Source organism: Sphingomonas hominis, from assembly GCF_013328205.1.
In the GTDB taxonomy this organism is placed as follows: domain Bacteria; phylum Pseudomonadota; class Alphaproteobacteria; order Sphingomonadales; family Sphingomonadaceae; genus Sphingomonas; species Sphingomonas hominis.
The window spans coordinates 19,471-43,409 of record NZ_JABULH010000011.1 but is presented as its reverse complement, the minus strand read 5'-3'; the positions used below and the strand labels follow the sequence as shown (position 1 = coordinate 43,409).

The window sequence follows — 23,939 nt, the reverse complement described above, 5'->3', positions numbered from 1 at the left end:
TTGAACGTACTCTCGGACCGGCTCGTCAATCTGTTCGGCGCCCTCGCAGTGGGCATCACCGATCGAATTAAGAAGGCGGCATTCGACCCGACGATACCCGGCGGTGGCGAAACCACCGCGGCGATCGTCGTCATCGGTCACGCGACCGGTCTTTCGATCGACGAATTAGGACGGGTGCTAGGCTTGTCCCACGCGGGGACGGTGCGGCTTGTCGATCGATTGGTTGCAGCCGGGTTCGCCGTTCGATCCAAAGCGCTACGGGACCGTCGTGCAGTAGCGCTGATGCTCACTGAGGCAGGCGAGACTCGCCTATCTGCGATCCTGCAACGAAGAAACGAGACTTTATCCGAAATCCTTAGCCATGTCTCGAATGCTGACCGCCTCGTGCTGGAACGTATTGCCGAGACAATACTTGCGCAGATGTCTGACGACGCTGTCTCGGCGCTGACGATATGCCGGCTCTGCGACGAGAGGCGATGCTACAACTGTCCGATGGATGCCTTTGGAATGCTGGAGTCGTCGACGCATAGAGTCGACCCATAAGTGCGCGCAGAGACGCTTAGCGTATATCTGTGCCCGTTCTATGTCCTGACCCCTATTACTGGATCGAGGCGAACGGTCGTGTCGATCACGATCCCGATGGCACACCGCGCAGCTTTCCCGGCGTCCTCATCGACATCGAGGCCAAGCGGGCGGTCGAGGCAGAGCGCGACCGTGCCATCGCGGATTTGCGCACGCTGAACGAGACACTCGAACAGCGTGTCGCCGACCGTAGCGCCGAATTGATGGCAGCGGAGGAGCGGCTACGTCAGAGCCAGAAGATGGAGGCAATCGGCCAGCTCACCGGCGGGGTGGCACACGACTTTAACAATCTCCTGACTGTCATCCGCGGCTCCGTCGACCTGTTGCGGCGTGACAACGTCGCTCCCGAGAAGCGCCAGCGTTACCTCGATGCCATCGGCGACACCGCCGATCGCGCGGCCAAGCTCACCGGGCAGCTGCTTGCCTTTGCCCGCCGGCAGACGCTGGAGCCGGAGGTATTTGAGGTCGGGCAGCGGCTCGACGCTATCGCAGACATGCTCGACAGCATCACCGGCTCGCGCGTGTTGGTCCGCTTCGAAGTGCCGGACGCGATCTGCCGTGTGCGTGCCGACGTCAGCCAGTTCGAGACGGCGCTGGTCAACCTGGCGGTCAACGCGCGGGACGCGATGGAGAGCGAAGGCACGGTGACGATCCGGCTATGCTGCGACGCCCGAATGCCTTCGATCCGAGGACATGGGCCGGGAACCGGCGATTTCGTCGCCGTCTCGCTCAGCGATACTGGCATCGGCATCGCGCCCGACGATCTGGAGCGGATTTTCGAGCCGTTCTTCACCACCAAGGATGTCGGCAAGGGCACCGGCCTGGGCCTTAGTCAGGTGTTCGGTTTTGCGAAGCAGTCGGGCGGTGATGTCGATGTCGAAAGCGTCGTCGGCAAGGGCTCGACCTTCACCCTCTATCTGCCTCAGGCGGAATCGACGGTTCCTGGAGAGCCGCGACCGACCGGGCAGCAAGAGGCGATCGATGGCGAAGGGCGTTGCGTGCTCGTTGTCGAAGACAACATCAGTGTCGGGCAGTTTGCCACCCAGCTTCTCGAAGATTTGGGTTACGGTACGGCTTGGGTGACGAGCGCTGAAGAGGCGCTGGACCGTCTGGGGTCGGACGGCGATGGGTTCGACATCGTGTTCTCGGATGTGGTGATGCCGGGAATGGGGGGCATCGAGTTGGCGAAGCGATTGGCGCGCGATCTGCCGGCGATGCCGGTCGTGCTCGCCAGCGGCTACAGTCACGTTCTCGCGCAGGAAGGCGCGGAAGGCTTGGAGCTGTTGCGCAAACCCTATTCGGCCAGCCAGTTATCCGCTGCCCTCCAGCGGCGGATCGCATGGGCGAACGAACGCAACGGATGATCGCTTAGGAAGACAAGCGTTCGATCTCCCGCAGGACATACCGGGGATCGAACGGCTTGCTCACGAACAATGCTCGGGCTGGCAGTTCCGCTGAGGTCGGATTGACCATGCCCGAGACGACGATCAGGATCGTCGGCGGGTAGCGGTCGCGCACATGATGGGCGAGTTTCACGCCATCCATCGAGCCCGGCATCTGCACATCGGTCAGTACGATACGGATGGCGTGATTGGCGTCGAGCAAACCGATTGCTTCGTCGGCGTCCTCGGCTTCGAAGACACGAAATCCCCGATCTTCGAAAAAGTCGACCAGATCATAGCGGATGAACGGTTCATCCTCGACGATGAGGATGCTGCGCGGGGGCATGGCCTGTCCCATATCAGCCCGCCACCAGTTCGCCGGTGTCGCCGAGCGGCGCATCAATCCGGAACGTGACGCCTTCCGGCGCATAGTCCAGTACCGTCTCGCCCCGGAAATAGGACCGCAGCGAACGCTCAATCATGCGGGAGCCAAAGCCTCGACGCGCGGGGCTGCTCACCAGTGGACCACCCATTTCCTGCCAGAGAAAAGAGAAGTGAGGTCCATCGTTTTCGTCGGTTACCCGCCATCGAAGCGTGACCAATCCAGTATCGTTACTAAAAGCCCCGTACTTGGTCGCGTTCGTCGCCAGTTCGTGCACGGCCAATGTCAACGCGAGAGCCGCTTGAGAGTTCAGTTGGATACGCGGCCCCTCGACCCTGATCCGATCCAACAGACCCGCAACCGCGGAAAGCCCAGCGCCGAGTACATCGTGCAGTTCGGCCTGTTGCCAGGATGTGGCGGTGAGAACGTCGGTTGCCCGTCCGAGCGAGGCGAGCCGCGACGAGAAGGCGGCGGCTGCCTCTTCGAGGCTCCCGGCATCCCGCAACGTCTGATTGGCGATTGACTGTACCAGTGTCAGTACGTTCTTCAGCCGATGGCTAAGTTCACCGTTGAGAAGCTCCTGCTGTTCGCGCGCCTTGAAAAGGGCGGTATGATCGCGCGAAACGGACAGGATGCGCGAGGTGCTGCCGTCCGGTGCAAGGATCGGCGACACCGATACCGACCACCATTTCGGAATGCCCGCGTGTGTGTCTCCTGCCGCTTCAAAATGCGACGAGCCGCCCTTGGTCGCAGTGGCCAGCGCTTCCACGGCGAGGGCCGAGCCCCCGTCTTTCAAAAATTCGGGCCATGGGCATCCACGAACCGTGTTGAAGTCGCTGATGTCCATCACCTTCATGCCGCCTTCGCTCATGAAGGAAAGGCTGCCGTCCAGTTCCACGACCTTGATGCAATCTGTCGATGCCGCCAGGACGCTCGACATAAACGCCTCGCGCTCCGCCGACAGGCGTTCGCGCTCGACCAGTTCGGCGTTGAGCGCGATCGAGCGGCGCATCGCCTCCCTCAGTTCGGCTGCCAGCAACACAAGGCCGAGCGTCACCACCAGAAACAAGGTAGCGGCGATCCATTGAGCATGTGGTAGCCAGGAGGGATGGTTCGCATTCCCGATCGACACGATACCGGTAGCCGTCGATAGAACGCCGGCAAACAGGCCCGGCCCTTTGCCCAGTACGAGCGCGATACCGATCGTCGCCGGGATAAACAGCAGCCATGGCAGTGTATCCGGGACGAATAGAACCCGCGCCGCGCCAGCGGTGATGATCACGATGGCGGCGATCAGGTATCGCGTGATGACCGGTAACGGGCGGTTCAGCGACCATGCGACGATACGGTCAAAAAATCTTGTCGGCTGTGTCCTGGTCATCTCGGTGTCCGAAGTGGACACGCCCCCCGGCTTGTCCCAAGCTCCTGATTAGCGGCAAGTGTCGCAAAGGGCCATGCCGGGCATAGCTTCTGTGCTCGTCACAACTCGTCACCTGCATGAGCTATGGGAAGACAGCAGCAATCCCGTTTTACCATCCCAATCGAGAAATGGGATCAGTTAGGAGGTACGCTGGCGGCCTCTCCGCTTAGTTGTTCAGGCTGGGCTGCGGCCACGTCCATCAACAAGGTGCTGCCGGCGTTCGAAACACACGACAATGCCAGCAAGCAGCAGGACGCAGACCAAGGCAGTCGCAAACGTGTTGAGGCCAAAACCGCCCTTGGCGGCTTCCTTCGTGAGCAAATTCCCGAAGTCGGCGCCGAACGGCCTGGTGAAGACGAATGCCGCCCAGAATATAAATGCCGCGTTGATCCGGGCAACATAGTGCAAAAGCAAAACCGCGCCGATCACAGCCATGCAGACCAGCGATCCCGTGGTATATGTGAGGCCGAAAACATAGACGAGTCCATCGCCGAACGCCGTGCCGAGGCTGTTCGAGAACAGAACGGCGCCCCAGAAAAACAACTCGCTCTCACGGTCGACCACCGCGCTCACGTCACAGGTGCCCCGCCTGAGATACCAAATACCGAGGGTCAGCAACATGCCGCCGAAAAGGATGGCCGACGTCACGTTATAGCCAAGGTTGAGGGTGTGGGTCGACAGGTCGGCTATTTCGGTTCCCGCCGTGGTCGTACCGACGATCGTCGCCCAGAACAGAAAAGGACGATAGCGATCGGCACGAACCTGCGCGACGAGGAACGCCGCTAGCAGGCCCAGCGTGATGGCAAGCCCGGCGACGTAGCCCAGGTTCAGCGTCTGGGCGATGGCGTCACCCGCAACCTCACCCAATGTCGTGGCGACGACCTTGGCCAGCCAAAAGCCGAGGGTGATTTCGGCGACTTTACGGGCGGGATGCTCTCTCGTCACGTCGACTCTCTCCATACGCGCACCCCCGGGGCCGACGATCATCAGGTCGAAGCATCAAATTCAAATCGAAACTCGTGAATGACCAGCTACATTGGGACTTTGTATAGTCGGCTCCAGCAGCGCCCATGCTTTCGTGACTAAGCCGTCACGATGCGCCAGACCTTCCTTCTGATCCCGATCCTGCTTGCCGGTTGCGACGAGAAGGCTGCCAAGCCGCCCGCACCGCCTGCCCATGCCGAGACGATCGCGCATGAGAGCGAGCTGTTGAAGCTGACCCTGACCCCGCAGGCGCAGCAGCGGTTGGGCATCGCGCTTGCGCGGGTGGATGGCGGATCGGCCACGGCGACGCGCGAAGTGGCAGGCGAGATTGTCGTGCCGCCGATCAGCGCCAACGGCGTGCCGGTCAATTCGACAACCAACCTCCAGCAGATCGGCAGCCAGCAGGCCGCGGCAGATGCCGAACTGGCGCGTGCCACGGCGCAGGCGCGGCTTGCGCGGATCGCTCTCGATCGCGCCGCGAGCCTGGTGCGTGAGGAAGCGGGCAGCGTGCGTGCGCGTGACGAGGCCGCGGCGGCTCTGACCGCGGCGCAGGCCGCATTGGACGCGGCGCGGCAGCAGCGCCGGCTGCTCGGGCCGGCGGTCGCCTCGCTTGGCGCGCAACCCGTGCTGTGGGTGCGCGCATCGGTGTTCGGCAGCGACATGGGCGAGGTGCGACGCGAAGCCTCCGCTACGGTCCGCCCTCTTGGCGATGGCGGTGCGCCCCGCTCGGCGCGCCCGGTGCAGGCACCGCCTTCGGCCAACACCGTCGCCGGCACCGTCGACCTCTATTACGCGGTCGACAATCGCGACCGGGCTTTCCAGGTCGGCCAGCGCGTGTCGGTCGACCTGCCGCTCGCCGGGCAGACCGAGGGCCTGTCGGTGCCGTCTGCCGCAATCCTGCGCGACATTCATGGCGGCGAGTGGGTCTATCAGAAGACCGCGCCCGACACCTTCGTCCGGCAGCGTGTCGAGGTGGTATCGGAGAGCGGCGGACGGGCGCTGTTGGCGCGCGGACTGTCCGCCGGCGCGCAGGTCGTGACCGATGGTACGGCGGAGTTGTTCGGCACCGAGTTCGGGGCGGCGCACTGATGCTCGGCCGGCTCGTCCATTTCGCGCTGGCGCAGCGCGTCCTCGTTCTCGCGCTCGCCGCGCTGCTGGTGGTGCTCGGGGTCCGTGCCGGGCGCGACGTGCCGCTCGACGTGTTCCCCGAGTTCGCACCGCCGATGGTGGAAATCCAGACCGAGGCACCGGGCCTGTCGACCGAGGAGGTCGAGAGCCTGGTGACGGTGCCGATCGAGACCGCGGTCAACGGTGTCCCCGGCCTGATGACGCTTCGCTCCAAATCGGTGCTGGGCCTGTCGTCGGTGCAGATCCTGTTCGAGCGCGGCTCCGACGTGATCCGCGCGCGCCAGATGGTCGGCGAGCGCATCGCCCAGGTGCAGCCACGCCTGCCGCTTGCGGCACGACAGCCCGTCCTCATGCCGCCACTGTCCTCGACCAGTCGCGCGATGAAGGTCGGACTGTCGTCGACGAAACTCGATCAGATGCAATTGTCCGAGCTGGTCCGCTGGACGATCCGGCCACGGCTGATGGCGGTCCCCGGCGTCGCCAACGTCGCGGTCTGGGGGCAGCGCGACCGGCAATTGCAGGTGCTGGTCGATCCCGATCGTCTGCGTGCGTCCGGCGTGACGCTGGCGGAGGTCCGCGCCGCGGCCGGCGACGCGGTTTTGGTCGGGGGCGGCGGCTTCGTCGACACACCCAACCAGCGGCTCGCGGTCCAGCAGACCGGCACCGTCCAGACCGCCGCCGACCTCGCCCGGGCGATCGTCAAGCAGGCGGGCGAGGCACCGGTTCGGATCGGCGACGTCGCGCGCGTGGTCGACGGCTTCAATGCACCGATCGGCAACGCCATCATCGACGACGGTCCCGGCATCATGCTGATCGTCGAGAAACAGCCGACCGCCAACACGCTGGAGCTGACCCGCGCGGTCGAGGCCGCGTTCGCCGAGCTGAAGCCGGGCTTGAAGGACGTGAAGGTCGACACGACCATCTTCCGGCCCGCGACCTTCATCGAACGCTCGATTGACAACCTGACACGCGCGCTGATGATCGGCTGCGCACTGGTCGCGGCGGTGCTGTTCCTGTTCACCCGCGACTGGCGGCAGGCGACGATCAGCCTCGTCGCGATCCCGCTGTCGCTGCTCGGCGCCGGGCTGATGCTGCTGTGGTCGGGCGCGACGATCAACGTGATGATCATCGCCGGCCTCGTCATCGCGCTGGGCGAGGTGGTCGACGACGCGATCATCGACGTGGAGAATATCGCGCGCCGCCTGCGGCTGAACCGCGAGTCCGCCGATCCGAAGCCGGCCTTCGCGGTGGTGCTGGCCGCGTCGCTGGAAGTGCGCTCGGCGGTGGTGTTCGCCTCGCTGATCGTGATGCTTGTGTTCGTGCCGATCTTCTTCCTCGGCGGGGTGGCCGGCACCTTCTTCCAGCCGCTCGCCATCGCCTATGTGCTGGCGATCGGCATGTCGCTGCTGGTCGCGCTGACCGTCACGCCGGCGATGTGCCTGCTGCTCCTGCCGAACGCGCCGCTTACCGAGGAGCGCGACACCCGCTTCGTCGCCGGATTCAAGCGTCGCTATGTCGGCTTCCTGCCGCGCGTGGTGGGAAGGCCGGCGCTGGCGGTCGGGATCGTTGCGGGCGGGCTGCTGCTGGCGGGGGTCGGCTATGCGACCTTCAAGGACCAGTTCCTTCCCGACTTCCGCGAAACCGACTTTCTGATGCACTTCGTCGAGAAGCCGGGCACGTCGATCGAGGCGATGGACCGGATTACGATCCGCGCGTCGAAGGAGCTGCGCAGCATCCCCGGCGTGCGCAACTTCGGCGCGCATATCGGTCGCGCCGAGCAGGCCGACGAGGTGGTCGGTCCCAACTTCACCGAACTCTGGATCAGCCTTGACGAGAATGCCGATTACGATGCGTCGGTGAAGCGGATCAAGGAGGTGGTCGAGGGCTATCCCGGCCTCTACCGCGATGTGCTGACCTATCTGCGCGAGCGGATCAAGGAGGTGCTGACTGGTGCCGGCGCGACCATCGTCGTCCGCATCTACGGCCCCGACCAGCCGGAGCTGCGCGCGGCCGGCGCGCGTGTTCGGGACGCGATCGGCGGTATTCAGGGCGTGTCCGACCTGAAGCTGGAGAGCCAGGTGCTGGTCCCGCAAATCCGCATCCGCCCGCGCGCCGGCGAACTGGCCCGGCTCGGGCTGACCGCGGGCGAGGTCCGCCGGCAGGCGCAGGTGCTGGTCGCGCAGGCCAAGGTCGGCGAAATCTACCGCGACCAGCGCGCGTTCGACGTGGCGGTGTGGGGTGAGCCAGCGGTGCGGAACAGCGTCCATGCGCTTCGCGACCTGATGATCCAGGCACCCGTCACCGGCGCGCCGGTGCGGCTCGGAGACATCGCCGGTATCGAGATCGCGCCCGCTCCCAACGAGGTGAAGCGCGAGAACGGCCAGCGCCGCCTCGACGTGACGATGAACGTCGCGGGCGCGGATCTCGGCACCGTCGCGCAGGCGGTCGACGCCGCGGTCGCGAAGGTGCCGTTCGCGACCGGCTATCACCCGCAGGTGCTGGGCGAATATGCTGCCCTCAGGGAATCGCGCAGCCGGCTGTGGGGTATCGGCGCGCTTTGCCTCGTCGGCATCCTGCTGCTGGTGTGGATGGAGTTCCGCTCGCGCCGCATCACCGCGCTGGTCGCCGTCAGCCTGCCGTTCGCGCTGGTCGGGGGCGTGGTCGCGGTCGCGCTGACCGGCGGGGTGCTGTCGCTCGGGTCGCTGGTCGGGTTCGTCACCGTCATCGGCATCGCCGCGCGCAACGGCATCATGCTCCTCTCCCACTATCAGCATCTCGAACGCCACGAGGGCATGACCTTCGGCCGCGAGCTGGTGCTGCGCGGTGCCGAGGAGCGCCTGGTGCCGATCCTAATGACCGCCGCCTGCGCCGGTCTCGCGCTGGTGCCGCTGATCGTCGCGGGCAATGCGCCGGGGCACGAGATCGAGCATCCGATGGCGATCGTGATCTTGGGCGGCCTCATCTCGTCCACTGCGCTCAACCTGCTGCTGCTGCCGGCGCTCTATGCCCGTTATGGCGAGGAGCGCGCCGTCCCGCCTGCTCCTGCATCTACGGAGGCGCTGGCATGATCCGCCGCCTAGCCCCCGCCGCAGCCCTGCTCGCATCCGCCTGCATGAGCGTGCCCAAGCCGCCGCCCACTGTGGCGCCAGACAGCGCCACCGGGGCATTCGCGTCGCTTCCGGTGGCCTCGATCGCGCCCGTGCCCGACGACTGGTGGCGGCTCTATGACGATCCTGTGCTCGACGGACTGGTACGCTCGGCCTTGACCGCCAACGCGGACCTGCGGGTCGCCTATGCCAATCTCGATGGGGCACGCGCGGCCTTACGACAGGCACGGGCGGCGCGGTTGCCGCAGACGACGATCGAGAGCGCGCTTGGCGTCGACAACCCCGCCGGACAGCCGAGTGCGTCGGGCAATGTGCCCACGACGGATTACGATATCGCCGCAACCGCGAGCTGGGACCTCGACCTGTTCGGCCGGCTTCGCTCGGCCGCGACCGCGGCGGGCGCTGATACCGAGGCGCAAGCGGCCGTCGTCGACGGACTGCGCGTTGCGGTCGTCGCCGATACCGTGCTGGCCTATGTCGACCTGTGCGGATCGACCCGCGCCATCGCCACCGCGCGCGAGGTCGCTGCGGCGCAGGACCGTTCGGTCGCTCTCGTGCGCGAGCAGTTGCGTGCCGGCGAGGTGTCGCCGCTGGAAGTCTCGCAGGTCGCGACGATCGCCGCTGCCACTCGTGCCGCCATCGCCCCGTTCGAGGCGCAGCGCGCCAATGCGCTGTACCGGCTCGCGACGCTGCAGGGGCGCCCGCCCGCCGAAGCGCGCGCCTACCGCTTCGCCTGCACCGCCGCGCCCCGTCTGCGCGGGGCGGCACCGGTCGGCGACGGCACCGCGCTGCTGCTACGCCGTCCCGACGTGCGCGAAGCGGAGCGCCGCCTTGCCGCCGCGGCCGCACGGATCGGCGTGGCACGCGCGGACCTCTATCCACGGGTCAATCTGGGCGGGGCTGTCGGGTTGCTGTCCGGCGGGATCAGTGCGGCGGTGACGCCGCTCGTCAGCTGGGCCTTTCCCAACCAGGCACCGGCACGCGCAAGGCTGGAACAAGCCCGCGCGACCGAGCGCGCGGCGCTGGCCGGGTGGGACGTAGCGGTGCTTCGGTCGCTGCGCGAGGTCGAGACGGCGCTCGCCGCCTATGACGCCGAAACCCGCCGCAACCGCGATCTGGCGACGGCTTCGCGCGAGGCACAGGCCTATGCGCGGCGGGCCGCTGCCCGGGTCCGCCTCGGCGACGCGCCCGGCCTGCTTCAGGTCGACGCGCAGCGCGCGGCTGCATCCGCGACCCTCCAACAGGTCCAATCCGACATAGCGGTTTCGCAGAACGAGGTTGCACTGTTCCGCGCGCTGGGCGGTGGTTGGCGCGTTGACGCCGCTGCGCGATAGGTAAGCGATGCGGATATTGATCGTCGAGGATGATGCCGACACCCGCGCCTTCGTGGCACAGGGCTTGGGTCAGGCCGGGCACCAGGTTGCGGTCAGCGAGGATGGTCGCGACGGGTTGTTCCAGGCGACCGGCGGTGGCTTCGACGCGATCGTGGTCGACCGGATGCTGCCCGGTCTCGACGGGCTGGCGCTGGTGAGGGCGTTGCGCGCGGCCGGCGATGCCACCCCGGTTCTGATGCTTACCGCAGTCGGTGGAATCGCCGATAGAGTGGAGGGGCTGGAGGGCGGAGCAGACGACTATCTGGTCAAGCCCTTCGCCTTCTCCGAGCTGGCCGCGCGCCTCAACGCGCTGGCGCGCCGGCCTTCCTCGCGCGGCGATGACGCGCATCTGCTGCGGGTCGGCGATATCGTCCTCGACCTGCATCGCCGCACTGTCGAGCGCGATGGTCGGCGCGTCACCCTGCAACCGCGTGAGTTTGCGTTGCTCGCGGAGCTGATGCGCAACCCGCGCCGAGTGATGACCCGCACGATGCTGCTGGAGCGGGTGTGGGATTTCGATTTCGATCCGAAGACCAACATCGTCGAGACGCATCTGAGCCGGCTGCGCTCCAAGCTCAACGCCGGCTTCGACGCCGATGCGATCGAGACGGTGCGCGGTGCCGGCTACATGATCCGGGGTGAATAGATGCTCACCCGCCTGTGGCGCTCTACCTTCGGCATCGTCGTGCTGGTCGCGCTGGCGTTCAGCATCGCGACGCTGGCGATCGGCGCCGTCGCCTATGAGGTGACGCACGAGGCGCTGGAGGAACAATTGGACCACCGCGTCGCGGTGGAGACACGCGCGCTGATGGCCGAGGTGCGCGAAGGCGGCCTGGCGGGGGTGGCGGACGCAATCCGCTTGCGCGAGGACGCCCGCAACGAAGCGAGCCTCGACTATCTGCTCGTCGACCGCGCCGGGCGGCCGGTCGCCGCGACGATCACGTCGCTGACGCCGGTCGAACCTGGCTATCAGGAGCATTTCGGCTTCCGACGCGGCAACAATACCGGCGTCGGTCAGGCGCTCGCGACGCCGCTGTCCGGCGGGATGCTCGTCGTCGTCGCTGATAGGCGCGACCTCACGGCGATCGACCGCACGCTGGCGGCGCTGTTCGCGACGGCGCTAGCGGCGATGCTGGCGCTGGGGATCGGCGCGGCCGTGCTGGTTGGATGGCTGACCCGGCGTCGCCTGTCGCGCATCGATGCCACCGCGCAGGCGATCATCGCCGGCGACCTGACGCAGCGGGTGCCGCGCGACGGGTCGGACAGCGAGTTCGATCGCCTCGCCGCCACGCTCAACCGGATGCTCGACCGCATCGCCGCGTTGATGGATAATCTGCGGCAGGTGTCGACCGACGTGGCGCACGACCTGCGCACCCCCCTTACCCGCCTGTGCAACCAGCTTGATCGCGCCGCGACCGGGGACAAAGACGCGATCAAGGCGGCACGGCGGCAGGCCGACGATCTGCTGGAGATATTCGCCGCGCTGCTGCGCATCGCCGAGGTCGAAGGGTTGGCTGAACGTCGAGCGTTGGGAGCGGTCGATCTGTCGGCGCTGCTGGAGGACATGGCCGAAACTTATCGTCCCGACTTCGAGGCTGCCGGCCATACGCTGACGATCGACGTCATGCCCGGACTGCATATCGAGGGCGACCGGCGCCTGCTCGCGCAGGCATTGTCGAACCTTCTGGAGAATACGTTGCGGCACACGCCGGCCGGCACCGCCGCGAAGCTCTCCGCCAAGGTGTCGCATGATGCGATTGAAGTGACGCTGGAGGACAATGGTCCGGGCGTTCCTCCTGCTGATGCCAAACGCCTGTTTCAGCGTTTCGCCCGCGCCGAAGCGTCACGCACCACCGATGGACATGGGCTGGGCCTTGCTCTGGTTCGCGCCATCGCCGTTGGTCATGGCGGCGATGCGCTTCTGTCCCGATCCGAGCGGGCCTTCGGTGTCACCATACGCCTTCCCAAATAGAGCGAGAGGCGCTGGCGATCGACTTCAGAGTTCTCAAAACTTGAGTGAATGAGGCTTCTGAGAAGCCGCAAGCTTTCCCGTTTCAGCATCCAGACCGTGCGAAAACTCGCGGTCATGAAGCCGCCCGTCGTTCTTTTGGTCAGAGTGGCAGATACTGCTGATATGTTCGGGTTTCCCGCTGCATCGGGGTCAGAACGGCTTCGTGGGGAAGATATCAGACGCTGCGCTGGCCCATATAGCAGCGAGGTTCAGGCTTGCACCGCCCGGATCAGCCCCTGTACGCCGACGAGGTTGATCGCCCGCCTGAGGTTGTAGGTGAGCGCCGTCAGGCTGAACTCGCCGCGGACCTTGTCGAGCCCACGCATCAGGAAGGCCCCCTGGTTCATCCACTGCTTGATAGAGCCGAAGGGGTGTTCGACCGTCTCGCGCCGGATGTTCAGGATCTCAGGCCGCACGGCAAGGCGTGTCGCCATGCGGTCGAGCACCGCCTCGCCTTCCCACCGCGTGATGCGGCGGAAGCTACCGCGGGCACACTGCGCCTTGAGTTCGCATCCGCCACAGGCGCGCGGGTTTGAATATTGCACGATGATGTGACCGCCCTGGAGCCAGCGGTACCGTGTATCGAGCCGCTGGTTGCCCGGGCAGTGATAGCAATCCGCCGCTTCATCGTAGCGGAACCGCTCTTTGGGAAAGCGGCCGTCGCCGACGGCCGTGCCGCGCTGGGGACGGGCGACATAGGGAGTGATGCCGGCCCGTTCGCACGCGGCGATGTCCTCACCCATGTAATATCCCATATCGGCGACCACATCGATCCGGTCCACGCCGAGCAGGTCCTTGGCCGCACCCGCGGTTTCGGCCAGAAAACCCAGATCGCTGCCCGCGTTGGTGACATGCTGTTCGACGATCAGCTTGTGCTTCGCATCGACCGCGACCTGGGCGTTGTAGCCGACGCCGACCTTGGGATGGGCCGCCATCGCACGCGCATCGGGGTCGGTGAGCGAGATCTGGCTCTCGCCGCTGGCCTTCAGCTGCTCAAGCATCGCCTCGCTGACCTGACGCTGCTCGCGTACCCTGGCGATCTTCGCCGCGAGCGCCTCGCTCCGTCTGGTCGTGCCTGCCTCCTCACCACGGTCGGCGTCATCCAGCTGTGCGAGGTACTTCTCGAGCCGCTCGTCAGCGGATTTTACGTACTTGTCGAGCCTGGCCTTCGTGAAGTTGCGCGTCCGGCTGTTCACCGCCTTCAGCCGCGTGCCGTCCACCGCGAGCAGCTCGCGCCCGAACAGGTCGAGCTTGCGACACAGCACCATGAACGCGCGGAACACCGCCTTGAACGCCGAGCGGTTGTCACGGCGGAAGTCGGCGATGGTCTTGAAGTCGGGCCGCAGCCCGCGCAGCAGCCAGATCAGTTCGAGATTGCGCGTCGCCTCGGTTTCCAGGCGACGGCTCGACCGCACCCGGTTGAGGTAGCCGTACAGGTACAGCTTCAGCATGTCGCGCGGGGAATAGCCCGGTCGGCCAGTGGCCTTGGGTCGCGTCCGCAGGAAGCCGGCTTCGCCCAGATCCAAGTCTTCAACGAAGGCGTCGATGAAGCGCACCGCATTGTCCGCCGACACGTAATCCTCAACCGATGCCGGCAGCAGCAGCGCCTGGTCGCGCGCGTGACCCTCGATATACGCCATGCCCGCAGCATACGCCGATCCGCGACCGGGCGGAATCACAGGCGCGGCTTTTCACACGGTCTGGATCCTTTGCGGGAATTTCGATCGTGACAACGCGCCGCCCGCCGGCCGGGTCGAAGACGGCGAAGCGTGATCGGCGCATGGCTTGTCGGTGATTTCACCGGTGAGTTGGCTAAGAGCTCTGGCTCGGGCGTTGCTTGCTCAAGCGACGTACAACCGACACAAGCTTCGCCAGCGTTGGGTCGCGGATCGGTTCGGTGACGCGGAGTTCGTGACTGCGGCCGGCGATGGTCAGCCCAACCGTATAGCTGCGCGCATCCGGCCCCGCGCTGTCGTTTGCAGGCGTGCAGTTGAAGAAGTCCGCCTGATCGACGAGACTGGCGATCTCCTGGCACTCCGGGGTGGCGAGATCATCAAACGAGACCGTCTGCTCCTTCGCCAGTCCGGGGAAATGGGCAAGACCGCCCTCTATGCACAAGCGGACCTCACCTTTTATCGTCTCGTCCAAGGCCTTGCCCTTCTGCATCAGATCACTCCAACTATGCTCCGGGCCTCGGTAGCAGCGGCGCATCGTACAGATTTATCCAGCGCATGCCCATGCGTTGCCATGCTTTAGGAGCAGAGCGCCTCACCATAGCACTTGTGCGACCTTGCCGTTCTGCATAACGTCATATCTGAATTATTGAAGGTGTGCACACGTGCATATTATCACTCTTGCAGCTCAAAAGGGTGGCGTTGGCAAAACGACGCTCGCGGTGAATTTGGCGGTCGCTGCTGAAGCGGTCGGGATCAAGACGGCTCTCTTTGATCTCGACCCGCAGGAGAGCGCGACCGCTTGGAGCGAGCGACGAACGGCCGAGCTGCCGCACGTCGAGCCAATCAGTGCGAGACGCCTCGATCAAGCGATTGATGCAGCTGAGGCCAACGGCTTTGCACTTACTATCATCGACACACCGCCAGCGGCGGGCGCGGAAGCCGCCGCAGCGGCGCAGCGTGCCGATCTGGTCGTTATCCCCTGCCGTCCGTCATTGATCGATCTCGATGCGATCAAGCGCACGGCACAGCTTATCACCAGCACGGGGCGAACGGGCGTGGTCGTGCTGAATGCCGCCCCTCCTACCGCAACCACATTGCTGGACGATGCCAGAACGCTTGCCGAGGCAACCGGCTTGCGGGTGGCGCGTGCCGTATTGCGGGAGCGCAGCGCCTACCGAGCGGCATGGCCTTACGGCTTGGGCGTCATCGAGCATGAGCCGAAAGGTAAAGCTGCCTTGGAAATTGCAGCCTTGCAGAAGCACATATTTGATGATGTGATCAATTGCACACCTGCAAATGTGAAAGCTTGATTATGGCGAAACGGACTTCCCTGTTGGGGCCGGCAGTAGCGGCACCCTCCCCTCGCGAACCCGAGCCGGAACGCCAGTCGGCTCCGACGACCTTGCCGTCGAGTGCCGCACGATCAGGTGGCAAACGACCGGGTAAGTATCACCTTGGGGCATATTTCGATCCTGCAGATCCCACGGCGGAGGCATTTCGCGTTTTGGCAGCGCGGACCCGGCGGAGTCACCAAGATCTCCTTGCTGAAGCGATCAGCGAACTGGTCGCCAAGTATGAAGCCGACAAGCAATTCGGTCGTGTGTGACGATGTGCACACCTGCAATTATGCAGGATGGCAGGATTGATGTTTCATGACCAAGCGCCAAAATCCCAACCCCGAATTTGATCTGTTCATCCCGTTGATGGGCGACCTCCCGCTGAAAGATCAGCGGGAGACGATGGAGCGGCCGTTCTTCTCGCTCCAGAAGCGCAAGCGGGTGAAGCCGATCGAATATAGCAGCCCGGACGGCGAGACGTGGGTCAAGATTGAGGCGATCCCCGCCTACGGCATGGCCACGATCTGGGACGCCGATATCTTGATATGGGCGGCGTCCACGCTCAATCGGATGCGGGAGCAGGGGGTCAACGACCTTCCCCGGACACTTAGAACTACGTCCTATGACCTGTTGCGGGCGATCAAGCGCGACACCAGCGGCCGAGCTTATCAGGAGTTGCAGGCTGCACTCCAGCGGCTTCAAACGACTTCCATATCGACCTCGATCCGCGCGCCCAAGCGGCGGACCAAGGCCGGTTTCAACTGGCTCGACAAATGGACGCTGGAGGTGGACCCGGACACCGACCAACCGCGCGGGATGACCATTACGCTGTCGGACTGGGTGTATGAGGGTATTATGGGGGAGCGGTCACTGCTCACCATGCACCAGGATTATTTCCTGCTGACCGGGGGGCTGGAACGCGCCCTGTATCGTATCGCGCGCAAGCACGCCGGCAACCAGAAGGGCGGGTGGACGTGTCGCGTCGAGGTGCTGCGCGACAAGACAGGCAGCGACAGCAAACCAAAAGAGTTCAACCGGATGCTGCGCAAAGTGGTGGAGGCCGACCAGCTCCCCGATTATGCGATGCACATGGCCGCAACAGTCGATGGCAGTCCTGCCGTGCTGTTTCGACTTCGGGGTGAAGCGGAGGCGCTGGCACTGACTGCCAAGTTGGAAGCCGAGCAAGAGCGGCGGAACCGATTCGATGCCGATCGCCGCCGCGCCGCCGAGGTGGACGACCTGATGGACAAGCTTGCCGGAGAACGCTGACTATCGTGGTATCACACACCGCAAGGCCCATCCGTATCAGAGGCGGAGGCGGGCAGCAGGCGTTGAGAGTGTGGATCGAGCAATAATCGACCCGCAAAGAGGCAAGCGATCATCGTGGGATCACACACCCGGGCGTCGTGGGATCACACACCGCACTATCGTGGGATCACACACCGAATCACGTGGGATCACACACCGGGAAGATTCTCAAGGTATTACGAAGACGCGGTTTTTTGGCCGCTTTTCGACACTTAACCTTCTTAACGATTCCTATTTAACAGAATCACTTAACCCCAAGACCCGGCTCAAAAGGAAGGAAAAGGAATTGCGGAATTGCCCCTTGGGCAATGGCCCTTCGTTGCGTGCCGGCTATCGCCGTCACAAGAGCGGCCTGACGGCCGCAGGCTTCCGGGAGAAGCCAAGCCGATCCGGCGGTGTGTACCTGTCAGCGTGACGCCCGTTGAAAGGGCAGGGTGGGGAGATACCCCGAACCGATCGTCGGGTTCGCCGGTGTGTGCGATCACGGCGGATCCTAGAGGCCATCGAACGCGCGTTCGGCATCGTAGCAGATGTCGCGCCGTTGATCGGGTGGGCGTTATCGTCGGCAGATGCGCCTGGGCATCGCCTCGATGGGCGGTCCTGAGCTGTGATTACGAGCAGTCTTGACAGAGAAGTTCGCCGAGCAAGGCCACCGGATCGACCCCGATCGCCACGGCGACCGCGACATATTCATCCACGCTCAACTGGCGCTCACCGGTTTCGTAGCGCGATACATAGGCCTGCTGCCATCCGAGCCGCTTCGCGAGGTCGACCTGACGAAGCCTGGCGTCCCGCCGTGCCACGGTCAGCGCAGCGACGATGCGGGCGTGCAGATCGGATGGGACAGGGGAGGCGGGCACACCGAAGCATCTAGACCGGCTTGAGCGATATGCGGAAAGCGTATATCATCCAGGCTTCCGATCGGGAGTGCTGACATGAGACTGTTCGAGCGCATCGCCACCTGGTTCGACGACTGGACGCTCCCAGGCCACTCGGGAATTGGCAGCGACGGAACGGATATCAATCCGACAACCGGATTGCCGACGATCGCGGGGGCGGGAACACCCGACGTCGCCGGCAATCCCTACGGTTCTACCCGTTCGCACGATTACGAGTCCGACTGGCAGCGCCACGATCGCTGGGACAGCGGCGCTCACGACCATTTCCAGCATCACGACAGCTGGTCGGCGAGCAGCCATGATCCCTGGCGTGACTAAACGCGTCCCGATAGTCGACCGGCTGATCGCGCGATGGGAAGTGAGCCAGCTGAACGTCGTCCCTTATGCGATCAGCGCCATATCCTTCCTGCCGATGCTGATCGTGACGATCGGTATCGCCAGGGCGATCGGCGCCAGACCGGTCGTCATGGGACGAGGCATGCTCGTCATCTGGGTAGCCCTGTTCGCAACCGAGATGGGGCGAGGGATCTGGACGCTGCGGCACCGTTACGCCTCGCCGCGCTGGCTGCGCGCGGTCCATGCCGCGGTCGGTGACGACTTGGCCGTTCACGCGCTCGCCGAGCTTATGCGCCAGCATCGGTACGAACCCGATTATGTCCTTCTGAGATCCGACATGACCAGCGCGGTCCAGCAGGAATACGCCCGGCGCAAGGACGCGGCCCGACGTGCCGAGGGTATCCGGGTGATGGAGGAACCGGATCCTGCCCCGGGTCCGGAGCCGGAAGGCAGCGACCCCCGGATCGGCGAAGATCAACGCGCCCGGGCACGTGAGCGTCGTGCCGCCAGGAAGATACTGGCGGCGGCAGCGCCAGTGACAGGCGATATATCCTGCGGCTCACCCTGAACCGGCTGCCGCACCGTCGAGAAGACGGTCCGGAGTTCGCTTGCTGGCCGGCTGACACGCCGGCCCGGGTGCCCCGCCGGAAGCCGCAATGAATGCCGGAGCACCACGGCATCGATACGGCAGCATCCGGATCGTGCAGGAAAGGAGCACACACCACGCTATGGATAGCGGCCATGTTCAGAGCATAAAATCGCAAATTATCAGTGATGTAGCAGGATATCGGCCGTGCTGCGGGTTCCGCGAAAGCTGCCTCCTGACGTGCTACAAGGGTGCTACGGCGCTACGGACGCCGTGATTTACCGGGCTGCGCAGCGACATGAGGGTCGCAAGCAAGCGACCCGTTCGGAGGCACGGCCCATCTCCCGAGGGGCGTCATGGACAAGACTGATGGGCCAGCACCGGCCGATGCGAACCCGGCTGCGCGCGCTTGTTTCCGTGTGGTCAGGACGTGCCGGACGGCCGTGCGCGGAAGCGGCGCGGGTCGAAGAACCAGATCAGCATGACCGCGCCGGTGACAACTGCGGCGATCCAGCAGGCAGCCGCAAGGGCAGGGGCATAGCCCAGCAGACGGATCGCCAGACCTGCCAGCAGCAGTCCTGTGCACAGCGCCGCCAGTCGGCGCACGACCGGCCAGTTGCGTCGCTTGAACCCAACGCGCCGGGTATCTGCCATCCAGGCGGCCAGTTGTTCCTTCGAAGATCCGCTCATCCTCAATCCCCCAGCGACAAGGCGAGCAGCGTACCGCGCAGCTGCTTGCGGTTGGCGGCGCCCGCGTCCGCGCCTCCGTCGTATATCACGCGCGCGAGCGCCTGGCTGCGTTCGTCAGGCAGCTCCAGCCCGACGTCCCTGCAGACGGCGTCCACGTCCGCGCGCAGGCGGTCGAGACGGTCCCAGTCGACCGGCCCGTAGTAGCTCCGGGGCACGGTGTCCTCGCCCAGGATCACCCATTCGGGATCGACATCGTAGTCGCGCCGGAGCTTCGCCATCAGGGCGACGGGCGGCTCGGCCCCGCCCAGTTCCCAGCTGACCAGCGCGCGCTTCGAATAGCCCAGCGCCTTCGCGAACGCGTCCTGTCCCAACCCGGTCCTGAGCCGTACCGCCTTGATCCGCTCACCGATGGTGGATGCACCGCTCACGTCGCCATAATCGCTTGCTTAATCCTGCTCATTGTGGCGCAATCGTGCCACTATGCAATCATGGCATGGGAGCGGTGCCGGCGACCAGCATTAGGCCGGACATGGGCAGGAACTTCATGGGCGGTCAGGTCAATGTACGGCTTGGGGACGACGACGATGCGGATCTCACCCGTTGCGCGGCCGAGCGTGGTGTCGAGCGTGCGACCTTGGCCAAGTCGTTCGTTCGGGAATGTCTCGATGCGTGGCGGGAGGGGCGGGCCGTATTCGATCGGCCCGAGCAACTGGGGCCCGGTGACGTCGTCGCCTTCGGCGCCAGGCTGGACAAGGCGGTCATGGAGATCGACCGCATCGCCCAAAGCTGGGCAGCGCACGAGAGCGACATGCACAGGCTGGAGCGCGAGGATCAGCTGGCGCTGACGCGAGCCCGGACCGAGTTCATCAAGGGCATGCCGGAGCGCATCACCGCCAGCTTCAATCCGATCAGGGCGGAGATGCGGTTGCTTGCCGAACGGATCGACAGGCAGCCCCGTCTGGATGCCATCGACGAACGGCAGCGCGACCACACCGAGGCGTTACGGGAGAACACCGCCGCTATCAGGAGCCTCGAGCAGCAGCCCCGGACAAAGGTCAGCTACACCGTCTGGGACAGGGACTGGTCGGGTCGCAAGGTGGGTGCGGCGCTGTCGGTCGTCTGGTTGCTCTGCGTCGGCAGCTATTTCTTCGCCGCGATGGCGCTGCCGCCGTCGTGGTTCGCCGTCCGCTCGGCCAACTATCTGTTGGGCGGCGGGGATCAGGCGGTCTGCGCGCTCGTGAATTACCGGCTCGCGACCGACAGCTGCCGGACGCAGTTCGAGGGCAAGGCAGGCAGGATCACCGTCCGGGCAAAGCCCGGCACCCCGCAGGGCAAACAATGATCTCGGTCGCTGCGGTCGGTTCGGCCTCCGACGCAGCCGCCTATTACGCCCGGGACAATTATTACACCGCCGATCAGGCAGAAGGGGCTAGTGTCTGGGCAGGCGAGGGGGCGGCCGAGCTGGGTCTGTCCGGACCCGTTGACGCCGAGCGGTTCAAACAGGTGCTCGCCGGCGAACTGCCCAACGGCACCGTTCTGGACGCCAAACGGGGTGAGCACCGAGCGGGCTGGGACGTCACCATGTCCGTGCCCAAGTCGGTGTCGATCCTGGCGCTGGTGGGCGGTGACGCGCGGTTGGTAGTCGCGGTGCGGGAAGCGGCTGCCGCGACCCTAGCCTGGACGGAGCGCAACATCGCGGAAGGGCGGGTCTGGAACGGCAAGGGACAGGTGCCCGAGACGACCGGCCGGTTCGTCGCCGCGACCTTCCTTCACGACGTGAACCGCAGCGGCGAGCCGCAGCTCCACGTCCACAACGTCATCGCCAACGCGACCCGCACCGCCGACGGCAAGTGGCGGGCGCTGCATGCGGATCAGCTGTACGAGCGCCAGCACGTCATGGATGCGGTGTTCCTGTCCGCATTGCGCAGCCGGGTCGAGACGCTCGGCTTCGCCACCATCCCCCGGCACGACGGCCGCAATGGCGCCTTCGAGATTGCCGGCGTGTCGCGTGCGGTGGTGGAAGCATTCTCCGGCCGCTCGGCCGAGATCGATGCGTACATCAAGGCGCGCGGATTGGAGAACACTCCGCAGACGCGCGAATATGCGGCGCTGGCGACCCGCGACTCCAAATCAACCGATCTCGTGCCGGAGCAGCGCGCGGAAGGGTGGCGGAGGCTGGCGGCGGAGAAGGGGCTGGATCCGGCAGCGTTGGTGAAGGGTGCGCTGGCGGAGGCGGGGCGGGGGCATGATGTGTGGACGCGCGCAGTGCGGGGTGTGCGCGGAATAGGAGAGCGCGGGCTGGCCATCGCCGGCCGCATGGGGCTGACCCCGCGCGACGGCGATCCGCTGGTCCCTGAACGACTGGGACGACTGGAGCCGCGGGCCTATGCCGCGGCGCAGGCGGTCGCGTCGGCGGTACGCGATCTGGGCGAGCGGGAGGCGGCGTTCGATCGGTTGGAACTCGTCCGCGAGAGTCTGTCGCGCGGCGGGCCGGTGACGGTCGTCGATGTCGAGGCCCGGTTGGCGCTGCTGCAGGCGAAAGGCCTGTTGCTCGGCGACGGCGATCGCATGGTGACGACGCAAGGGTCGGTGCGGCTCGAGCAGGCGTACCTTGCCACCGTGGAGGCGGGGAAGGGGCGATCTGCCCCGATCGTTCCGCCGGTCGATGCCGCGGTCCGGGCGCAGGAGGCGGCACGCGCGCTGGGGCTGCATCGCCTCAATCCGGGTCAGGAGGCTGCGGCCGTGCTGATGCTGTCCTCGTCCGACCGGGTGGTGAACGTGCAGGGCGGGTCGGGGCGCGGCAAGTCGACCGCGATGGCGCCGGTGGCGGCGGTAGCCAAGGCGGAGGGCCGGGCGGTGATCGGGCTCGCCGTCGCCAGCGTGAAGGCGAGCGAGTTCGGACGTGATACCGGTGCCGACGTGAGCACCGTCGCCCGCTTCCTGGCGCGTCATGCCCGCGTGATCGACAGCACCGCCCGACCGGAACAGGTCGCCCGCGCGAAGGCGGAGCTGTCGGGTGCGATCATCATGGTCGAGGAGGCCGGACAGCTCGGTACGCGTGACATGGAGCGGATCGTGCGCCTCGCCAACATGACGGGCGTCACCCGCGTCGTGCAGACCGGCGATACCCGCCAGCTGACCGCGATCGCGGCCGGCAAGCCGTTCGAGGCGAGCCAGACGGCCGGCGTCGCCACGGCCCATATCACCGAGAACCTGCGATCCCGGTCGGATCAGATGAAGGCGGTCACCGCCGCGCTCGACCGCGGCGACGTGTCGGGTACGTTCGAGATCCTCAGGGCTGCGACGACCGAGGTGCCGGGGAACGCAGTGGCGACCACGACCGCCGCGCACTGGGCGGCGCTGCCGCAAGATCAGCGCGACGCCACCCTTCTGCTCACCGCCGGCCGCGCCATGCGTAGCGAGGCCAATCAGGCGGTGCAGGCCGAGTTGAAGGCGAGCGGTGAGATCGCCGCCACGGGCGCGCCCTTCATCGTGCTCGACCGGGTCAATGCCACCAGGGAAGGCGCGCGACTGATGCGCGCCTATCGACCGGGGCATGTGGTGGAGGTTCGCACCAACCTGCCGAGCCAAGGCCTGGTTCGCGGCGATCGCGGTGTCGTGACCGGCGTCGACGGCGACCGGGTGCGGCTCACCATGACTGACGGGACCGGGAAGCTGTTCCGGCCCGGCCGGTTGGCGAGAAACCTCGACCGCGATGCCGTATCGATCTTTGCGCTGAAGGAGGTCGAGTTGCACGTAGGCGACCGCATCCGTTGGAGCGACAACGATCGGACCCGGGGACTCGATAATGGTGCGATGGCGCGGGTCGAGGAGGTGGACCGGGGCAGGCTGATTGTATCCTCGCTGATCGATGGCACCGTACATGAGATCGCGTCCGGCGATCGCATGGCCGAACGGCTGGACCTTGCCTACGCGATCAACGTCCATGTCGCACAGGGGGTCACCACCGAGCACGGCATCGTGGCGATGCGCTCGTCGGAGCGGAAGCTGCTGACCGAACGGTCGTTCCTGGTCGCGCTCACCCGCGTGGCGGACAAGGTGGCGCTGGTGGTCGACGACGGGCAGAAGGTCGAACGGCACGTTACCCGTAACACCGGCGACAAGACCTCGGCGCTTGATGTGGTCGAGCGTGGCCAGGCAACCGACGCTATCCGGCTGCCGGATGCGGGCTCCCCGCTCGACCGGGCGCTGGAGCGTTACGCCCAGTTGTTCCTGGCGGCCGAGCGGATGCACGAGGACGGGCAGGAGCTGTCGCCGTCCAAGGTGCGCGAGCTGGACGCAGCCTCGGCCGCGCTCGACCAAGTCCGGCCCTATGCCGCCGAGGATCTGCGGATCGTGCTGGACCGCAGCGCCGACCCGGTACGCGGTCTGGAGCAGATTGCTCCGGGAGAGTTGCGGCAGGTCTGGGCGGAGGAGGGGCAGGCGCGCGCCGATCCTCGCGCCTATGCCGACCGGTTCGTGGCCGACTGGCGCTCGGCGTCAGGCGACCGGGGTGAGGCTGAAACGCCGCGGATCGAAGACCGGGCGGAGCGTCGCCTCGAGCGGCTCGAGGACCGTATGGCGCGGCAGCCCGCACTGGAGAAGGCGCTCGACGCCCGCATTCCCGAGCGGCAGCTGCGCCTCGACGGCCCCGGCATGGGTGGCGGTGGCCGCGAACGGGACTACGGTATGGAGATGTAAGCCGAGGTGGCAAGTTGTGTATCGCGCGTGTCCCGTT

General features: G+C 65.8%; 22 protein-coding genes. 14 read left to right on the top strand and 8 right to left on the bottom strand.

What is annotated here, in order from left to right; translation table 11 throughout:
- Together HRV97_RS16035 and HRV97_RS16030 are read left to right on the top strand one after the other, a co-directional pair.
- Positions 1-543 (top strand): MarR family winged helix-turn-helix transcriptional regulator, encoded by a 543-nt coding sequence (locus tag HRV97_RS16035; protein ID WP_010339851.1) that lies wholly within the window; start codon positions 1-3, stop codon positions 541-543.
- Positions 544-572: 29 nt separating this feature from the next.
- Positions 573-1,946 (top strand): ATP-binding protein, encoded by a 1,374-nt coding sequence (locus tag HRV97_RS16030; RefSeq protein ID WP_343044536.1) that lies wholly within the window; start codon positions 573-575, stop codon positions 1,944-1,946.
- Positions 1,947-1,950: 4 nt separating this feature from the next.
- On the opposite strand, the gene HRV97_RS16025 is transcribed toward HRV97_RS16030, so the two are convergent.
- The 3 genes from HRV97_RS16025 to HRV97_RS16015 all read right to left on the bottom strand — a co-directional run bounded on the left by HRV97_RS16025 (position 1,951) and on the right by HRV97_RS16015 (position 4,726).
- Positions 1,951-2,322 carry a response regulator gene (locus HRV97_RS16025; protein ID WP_093068257.1) on the bottom strand — a complete coding sequence of 124 codons (372 nt, stop codon included), beginning with the start codon at positions 2,320-2,322 and terminating at the stop codon, positions 1,951-1,953.
- Between the two features lies 1 nt (position 2,323).
- Positions 2,324-3,748 carry a sensor histidine kinase gene (locus tag HRV97_RS17535; RefSeq protein ID WP_279333643.1) on the bottom strand — a complete coding sequence of 475 codons (1,425 nt, stop codon included), beginning with the start codon at positions 3,746-3,748 and terminating at the stop codon, positions 2,324-2,326.
- A gap of 192 nt (positions 3,749-3,940) precedes the next feature.
- Positions 3,941-4,726, bottom strand: coding sequence for a COG4705 family protein (locus HRV97_RS16015; RefSeq protein WP_093068227.1), 786 nt, complete (start codon positions 4,724-4,726; stop codon positions 3,941-3,943).
- A 135-nt stretch (positions 4,727-4,861) separates the two neighbouring features.
- Here HRV97_RS16015 and HRV97_RS16010 point away from each other — a divergent pair, with 135 nt between their 5' ends.
- From HRV97_RS16010 to HRV97_RS15990, 5 genes are read left to right on the top strand one after another with little or no spacing between them, the layout of a single operon-like run.
- Positions 4,862-5,839: an efflux RND transporter periplasmic adaptor subunit gene (locus HRV97_RS16010; RefSeq protein WP_093068224.1), complete on the top strand. Its 978-nt coding sequence runs from the start codon at positions 4,862-4,864 to the stop codon at positions 5,837-5,839.
- Positions 5,839-8,946, top strand: coding sequence for an efflux RND transporter permease subunit (locus HRV97_RS16005; protein WP_093068221.1), 3,108 nt, complete (start codon positions 5,839-5,841; stop codon positions 8,944-8,946). The genes HRV97_RS16010 and HRV97_RS16005 overlap by 1 nt, the downstream gene beginning before the upstream one ends.
- The gene (locus HRV97_RS16000) at positions 8,943-10,319 is read left to right on the top strand and encodes an efflux transporter outer membrane subunit (RefSeq protein WP_093068218.1); all 1,377 of its coding nucleotides are present in this window, start codon (positions 8,943-8,945) and stop codon (positions 10,317-10,319) included. The genes HRV97_RS16005 and HRV97_RS16000 overlap by 4 nt, the downstream gene beginning before the upstream one ends.
- Before the next feature lie 7 nt (positions 10,320-10,326).
- Entirely contained in the window at positions 10,327-11,004 is a 678-nt protein-coding gene (locus tag HRV97_RS15995; protein WP_093068215.1) for a response regulator transcription factor, read from the top strand.
- Positions 11,005-12,330: a sensor histidine kinase gene (locus tag HRV97_RS15990; RefSeq protein ID WP_093068212.1), complete on the top strand. Its 1,326-nt coding sequence runs from the start codon at positions 11,005-11,007 to the stop codon at positions 12,328-12,330.
- Between the two features lie 248 nt (positions 12,331-12,578).
- Here HRV97_RS15990 and HRV97_RS15985 read toward each other — a convergent pair whose 3' ends face one another.
- Both HRV97_RS15985 and HRV97_RS15980 read right to left on the bottom strand, forming a co-directional pair.
- On the bottom strand, positions 12,579-14,009 hold the full coding sequence (locus tag HRV97_RS15985; protein ID WP_093068209.1) for an IS1182 family transposase: 1,431 nt from the start codon (positions 14,007-14,009) through the stop codon (positions 12,579-12,581).
- Between the two features lie 172 nt (positions 14,010-14,181).
- Complete coding sequence (locus tag HRV97_RS15980; protein WP_093068206.1) at positions 14,182-14,535, bottom strand: protealysin inhibitor emfourin; 354 nt, start codon at positions 14,533-14,535, stop codon at positions 14,182-14,184.
- Positions 14,536-14,707: 172 nt separating this feature from the next.
- Between HRV97_RS15980 and HRV97_RS15975 the strand changes: the two genes are divergently transcribed.
- From HRV97_RS15975 to HRV97_RS15970, 3 genes are read left to right on the top strand one after another with little or no spacing between them, the layout of a single operon-like run.
- Positions 14,708-15,355, top strand: a complete 648-nt coding sequence (locus HRV97_RS15975) for a ParA family protein (RefSeq protein ID WP_093068204.1) — start codon at positions 14,708-14,710, stop codon at positions 15,353-15,355.
- 2 nt (positions 15,356-15,357) lie between these two features.
- Positions 15,358-15,651: a ribbon-helix-helix domain-containing protein gene (locus tag HRV97_RS17885; RefSeq protein WP_369523884.1), complete on the top strand. Its 294-nt coding sequence runs from the start codon at positions 15,358-15,360 to the stop codon at positions 15,649-15,651.
- A gap of 46 nt (positions 15,652-15,697) precedes the next feature.
- Positions 15,698-16,651: a replication initiator protein A gene (locus tag HRV97_RS15970; RefSeq protein ID WP_093068201.1), complete on the top strand. Its 954-nt coding sequence runs from the start codon at positions 15,698-15,700 to the stop codon at positions 16,649-16,651.
- Between the two features lie 650 nt (positions 16,652-17,301).
- Here the strand turns inward: HRV97_RS15970 and HRV97_RS15965 are convergent.
- Complete coding sequence (locus HRV97_RS15965; RefSeq protein WP_218142216.1) at positions 17,302-17,550, bottom strand: helix-turn-helix domain-containing protein; 249 nt, start codon at positions 17,548-17,550, stop codon at positions 17,302-17,304.
- Positions 17,551-17,625: 75 nt separating this feature from the next.
- Here HRV97_RS15965 and HRV97_RS15960 point away from each other — a divergent pair, with 75 nt between their 5' ends.
- Both HRV97_RS15960 and HRV97_RS15955 read left to right on the top strand, forming a co-directional pair.
- Positions 17,626-17,907: a hypothetical protein gene (locus tag HRV97_RS15960; RefSeq protein ID WP_093068199.1), complete on the top strand. Its 282-nt coding sequence runs from the start codon at positions 17,626-17,628 to the stop codon at positions 17,905-17,907.
- Positions 17,888-18,493, top strand: coding sequence for a hypothetical protein (locus HRV97_RS15955; RefSeq protein ID WP_093068196.1), 606 nt, complete (start codon positions 17,888-17,890; stop codon positions 18,491-18,493). The genes HRV97_RS15960 and HRV97_RS15955 overlap by 20 nt, the downstream gene beginning before the upstream one ends.
- Positions 18,494-18,934: 441 nt before the next feature.
- Here the strand turns inward: HRV97_RS15955 and HRV97_RS15950 are convergent, their stop codons facing one another.
- Positions 18,935-19,201, bottom strand: a complete 267-nt coding sequence (locus HRV97_RS15950; protein WP_093068193.1) for a hypothetical protein — start codon at positions 19,199-19,201, stop codon at positions 18,935-18,937.
- 2 nt (positions 19,202-19,203) lie between these two features.
- Positions 19,204-19,629 (bottom strand): helix-turn-helix domain-containing protein, encoded by a 426-nt coding sequence (locus HRV97_RS15945; protein WP_093068190.1) that lies wholly within the window; start codon positions 19,627-19,629, stop codon positions 19,204-19,206.
- A gap of 65 nt (positions 19,630-19,694) precedes the next feature.
- Between HRV97_RS15945 and HRV97_RS15940 the strand changes: the two genes are divergently transcribed.
- Together HRV97_RS15940 and mobF are read left to right on the top strand one after the other, a co-directional pair.
- Complete coding sequence (locus HRV97_RS15940) at positions 19,695-20,543, top strand: hypothetical protein (protein ID WP_174195153.1); 849 nt, start codon at positions 19,695-19,697, stop codon at positions 20,541-20,543.
- Positions 20,540-23,902, top strand: a complete 3,363-nt coding sequence (gene mobF / locus HRV97_RS15935) for a MobF family relaxase (protein WP_174195152.1) — start codon at positions 20,540-20,542, stop codon at positions 23,900-23,902. The genes HRV97_RS15940 and mobF overlap by 4 nt, the downstream gene beginning before the upstream one ends.
- The last annotated feature ends 37 nt before the right edge of the window (positions 23,903-23,939 follow it).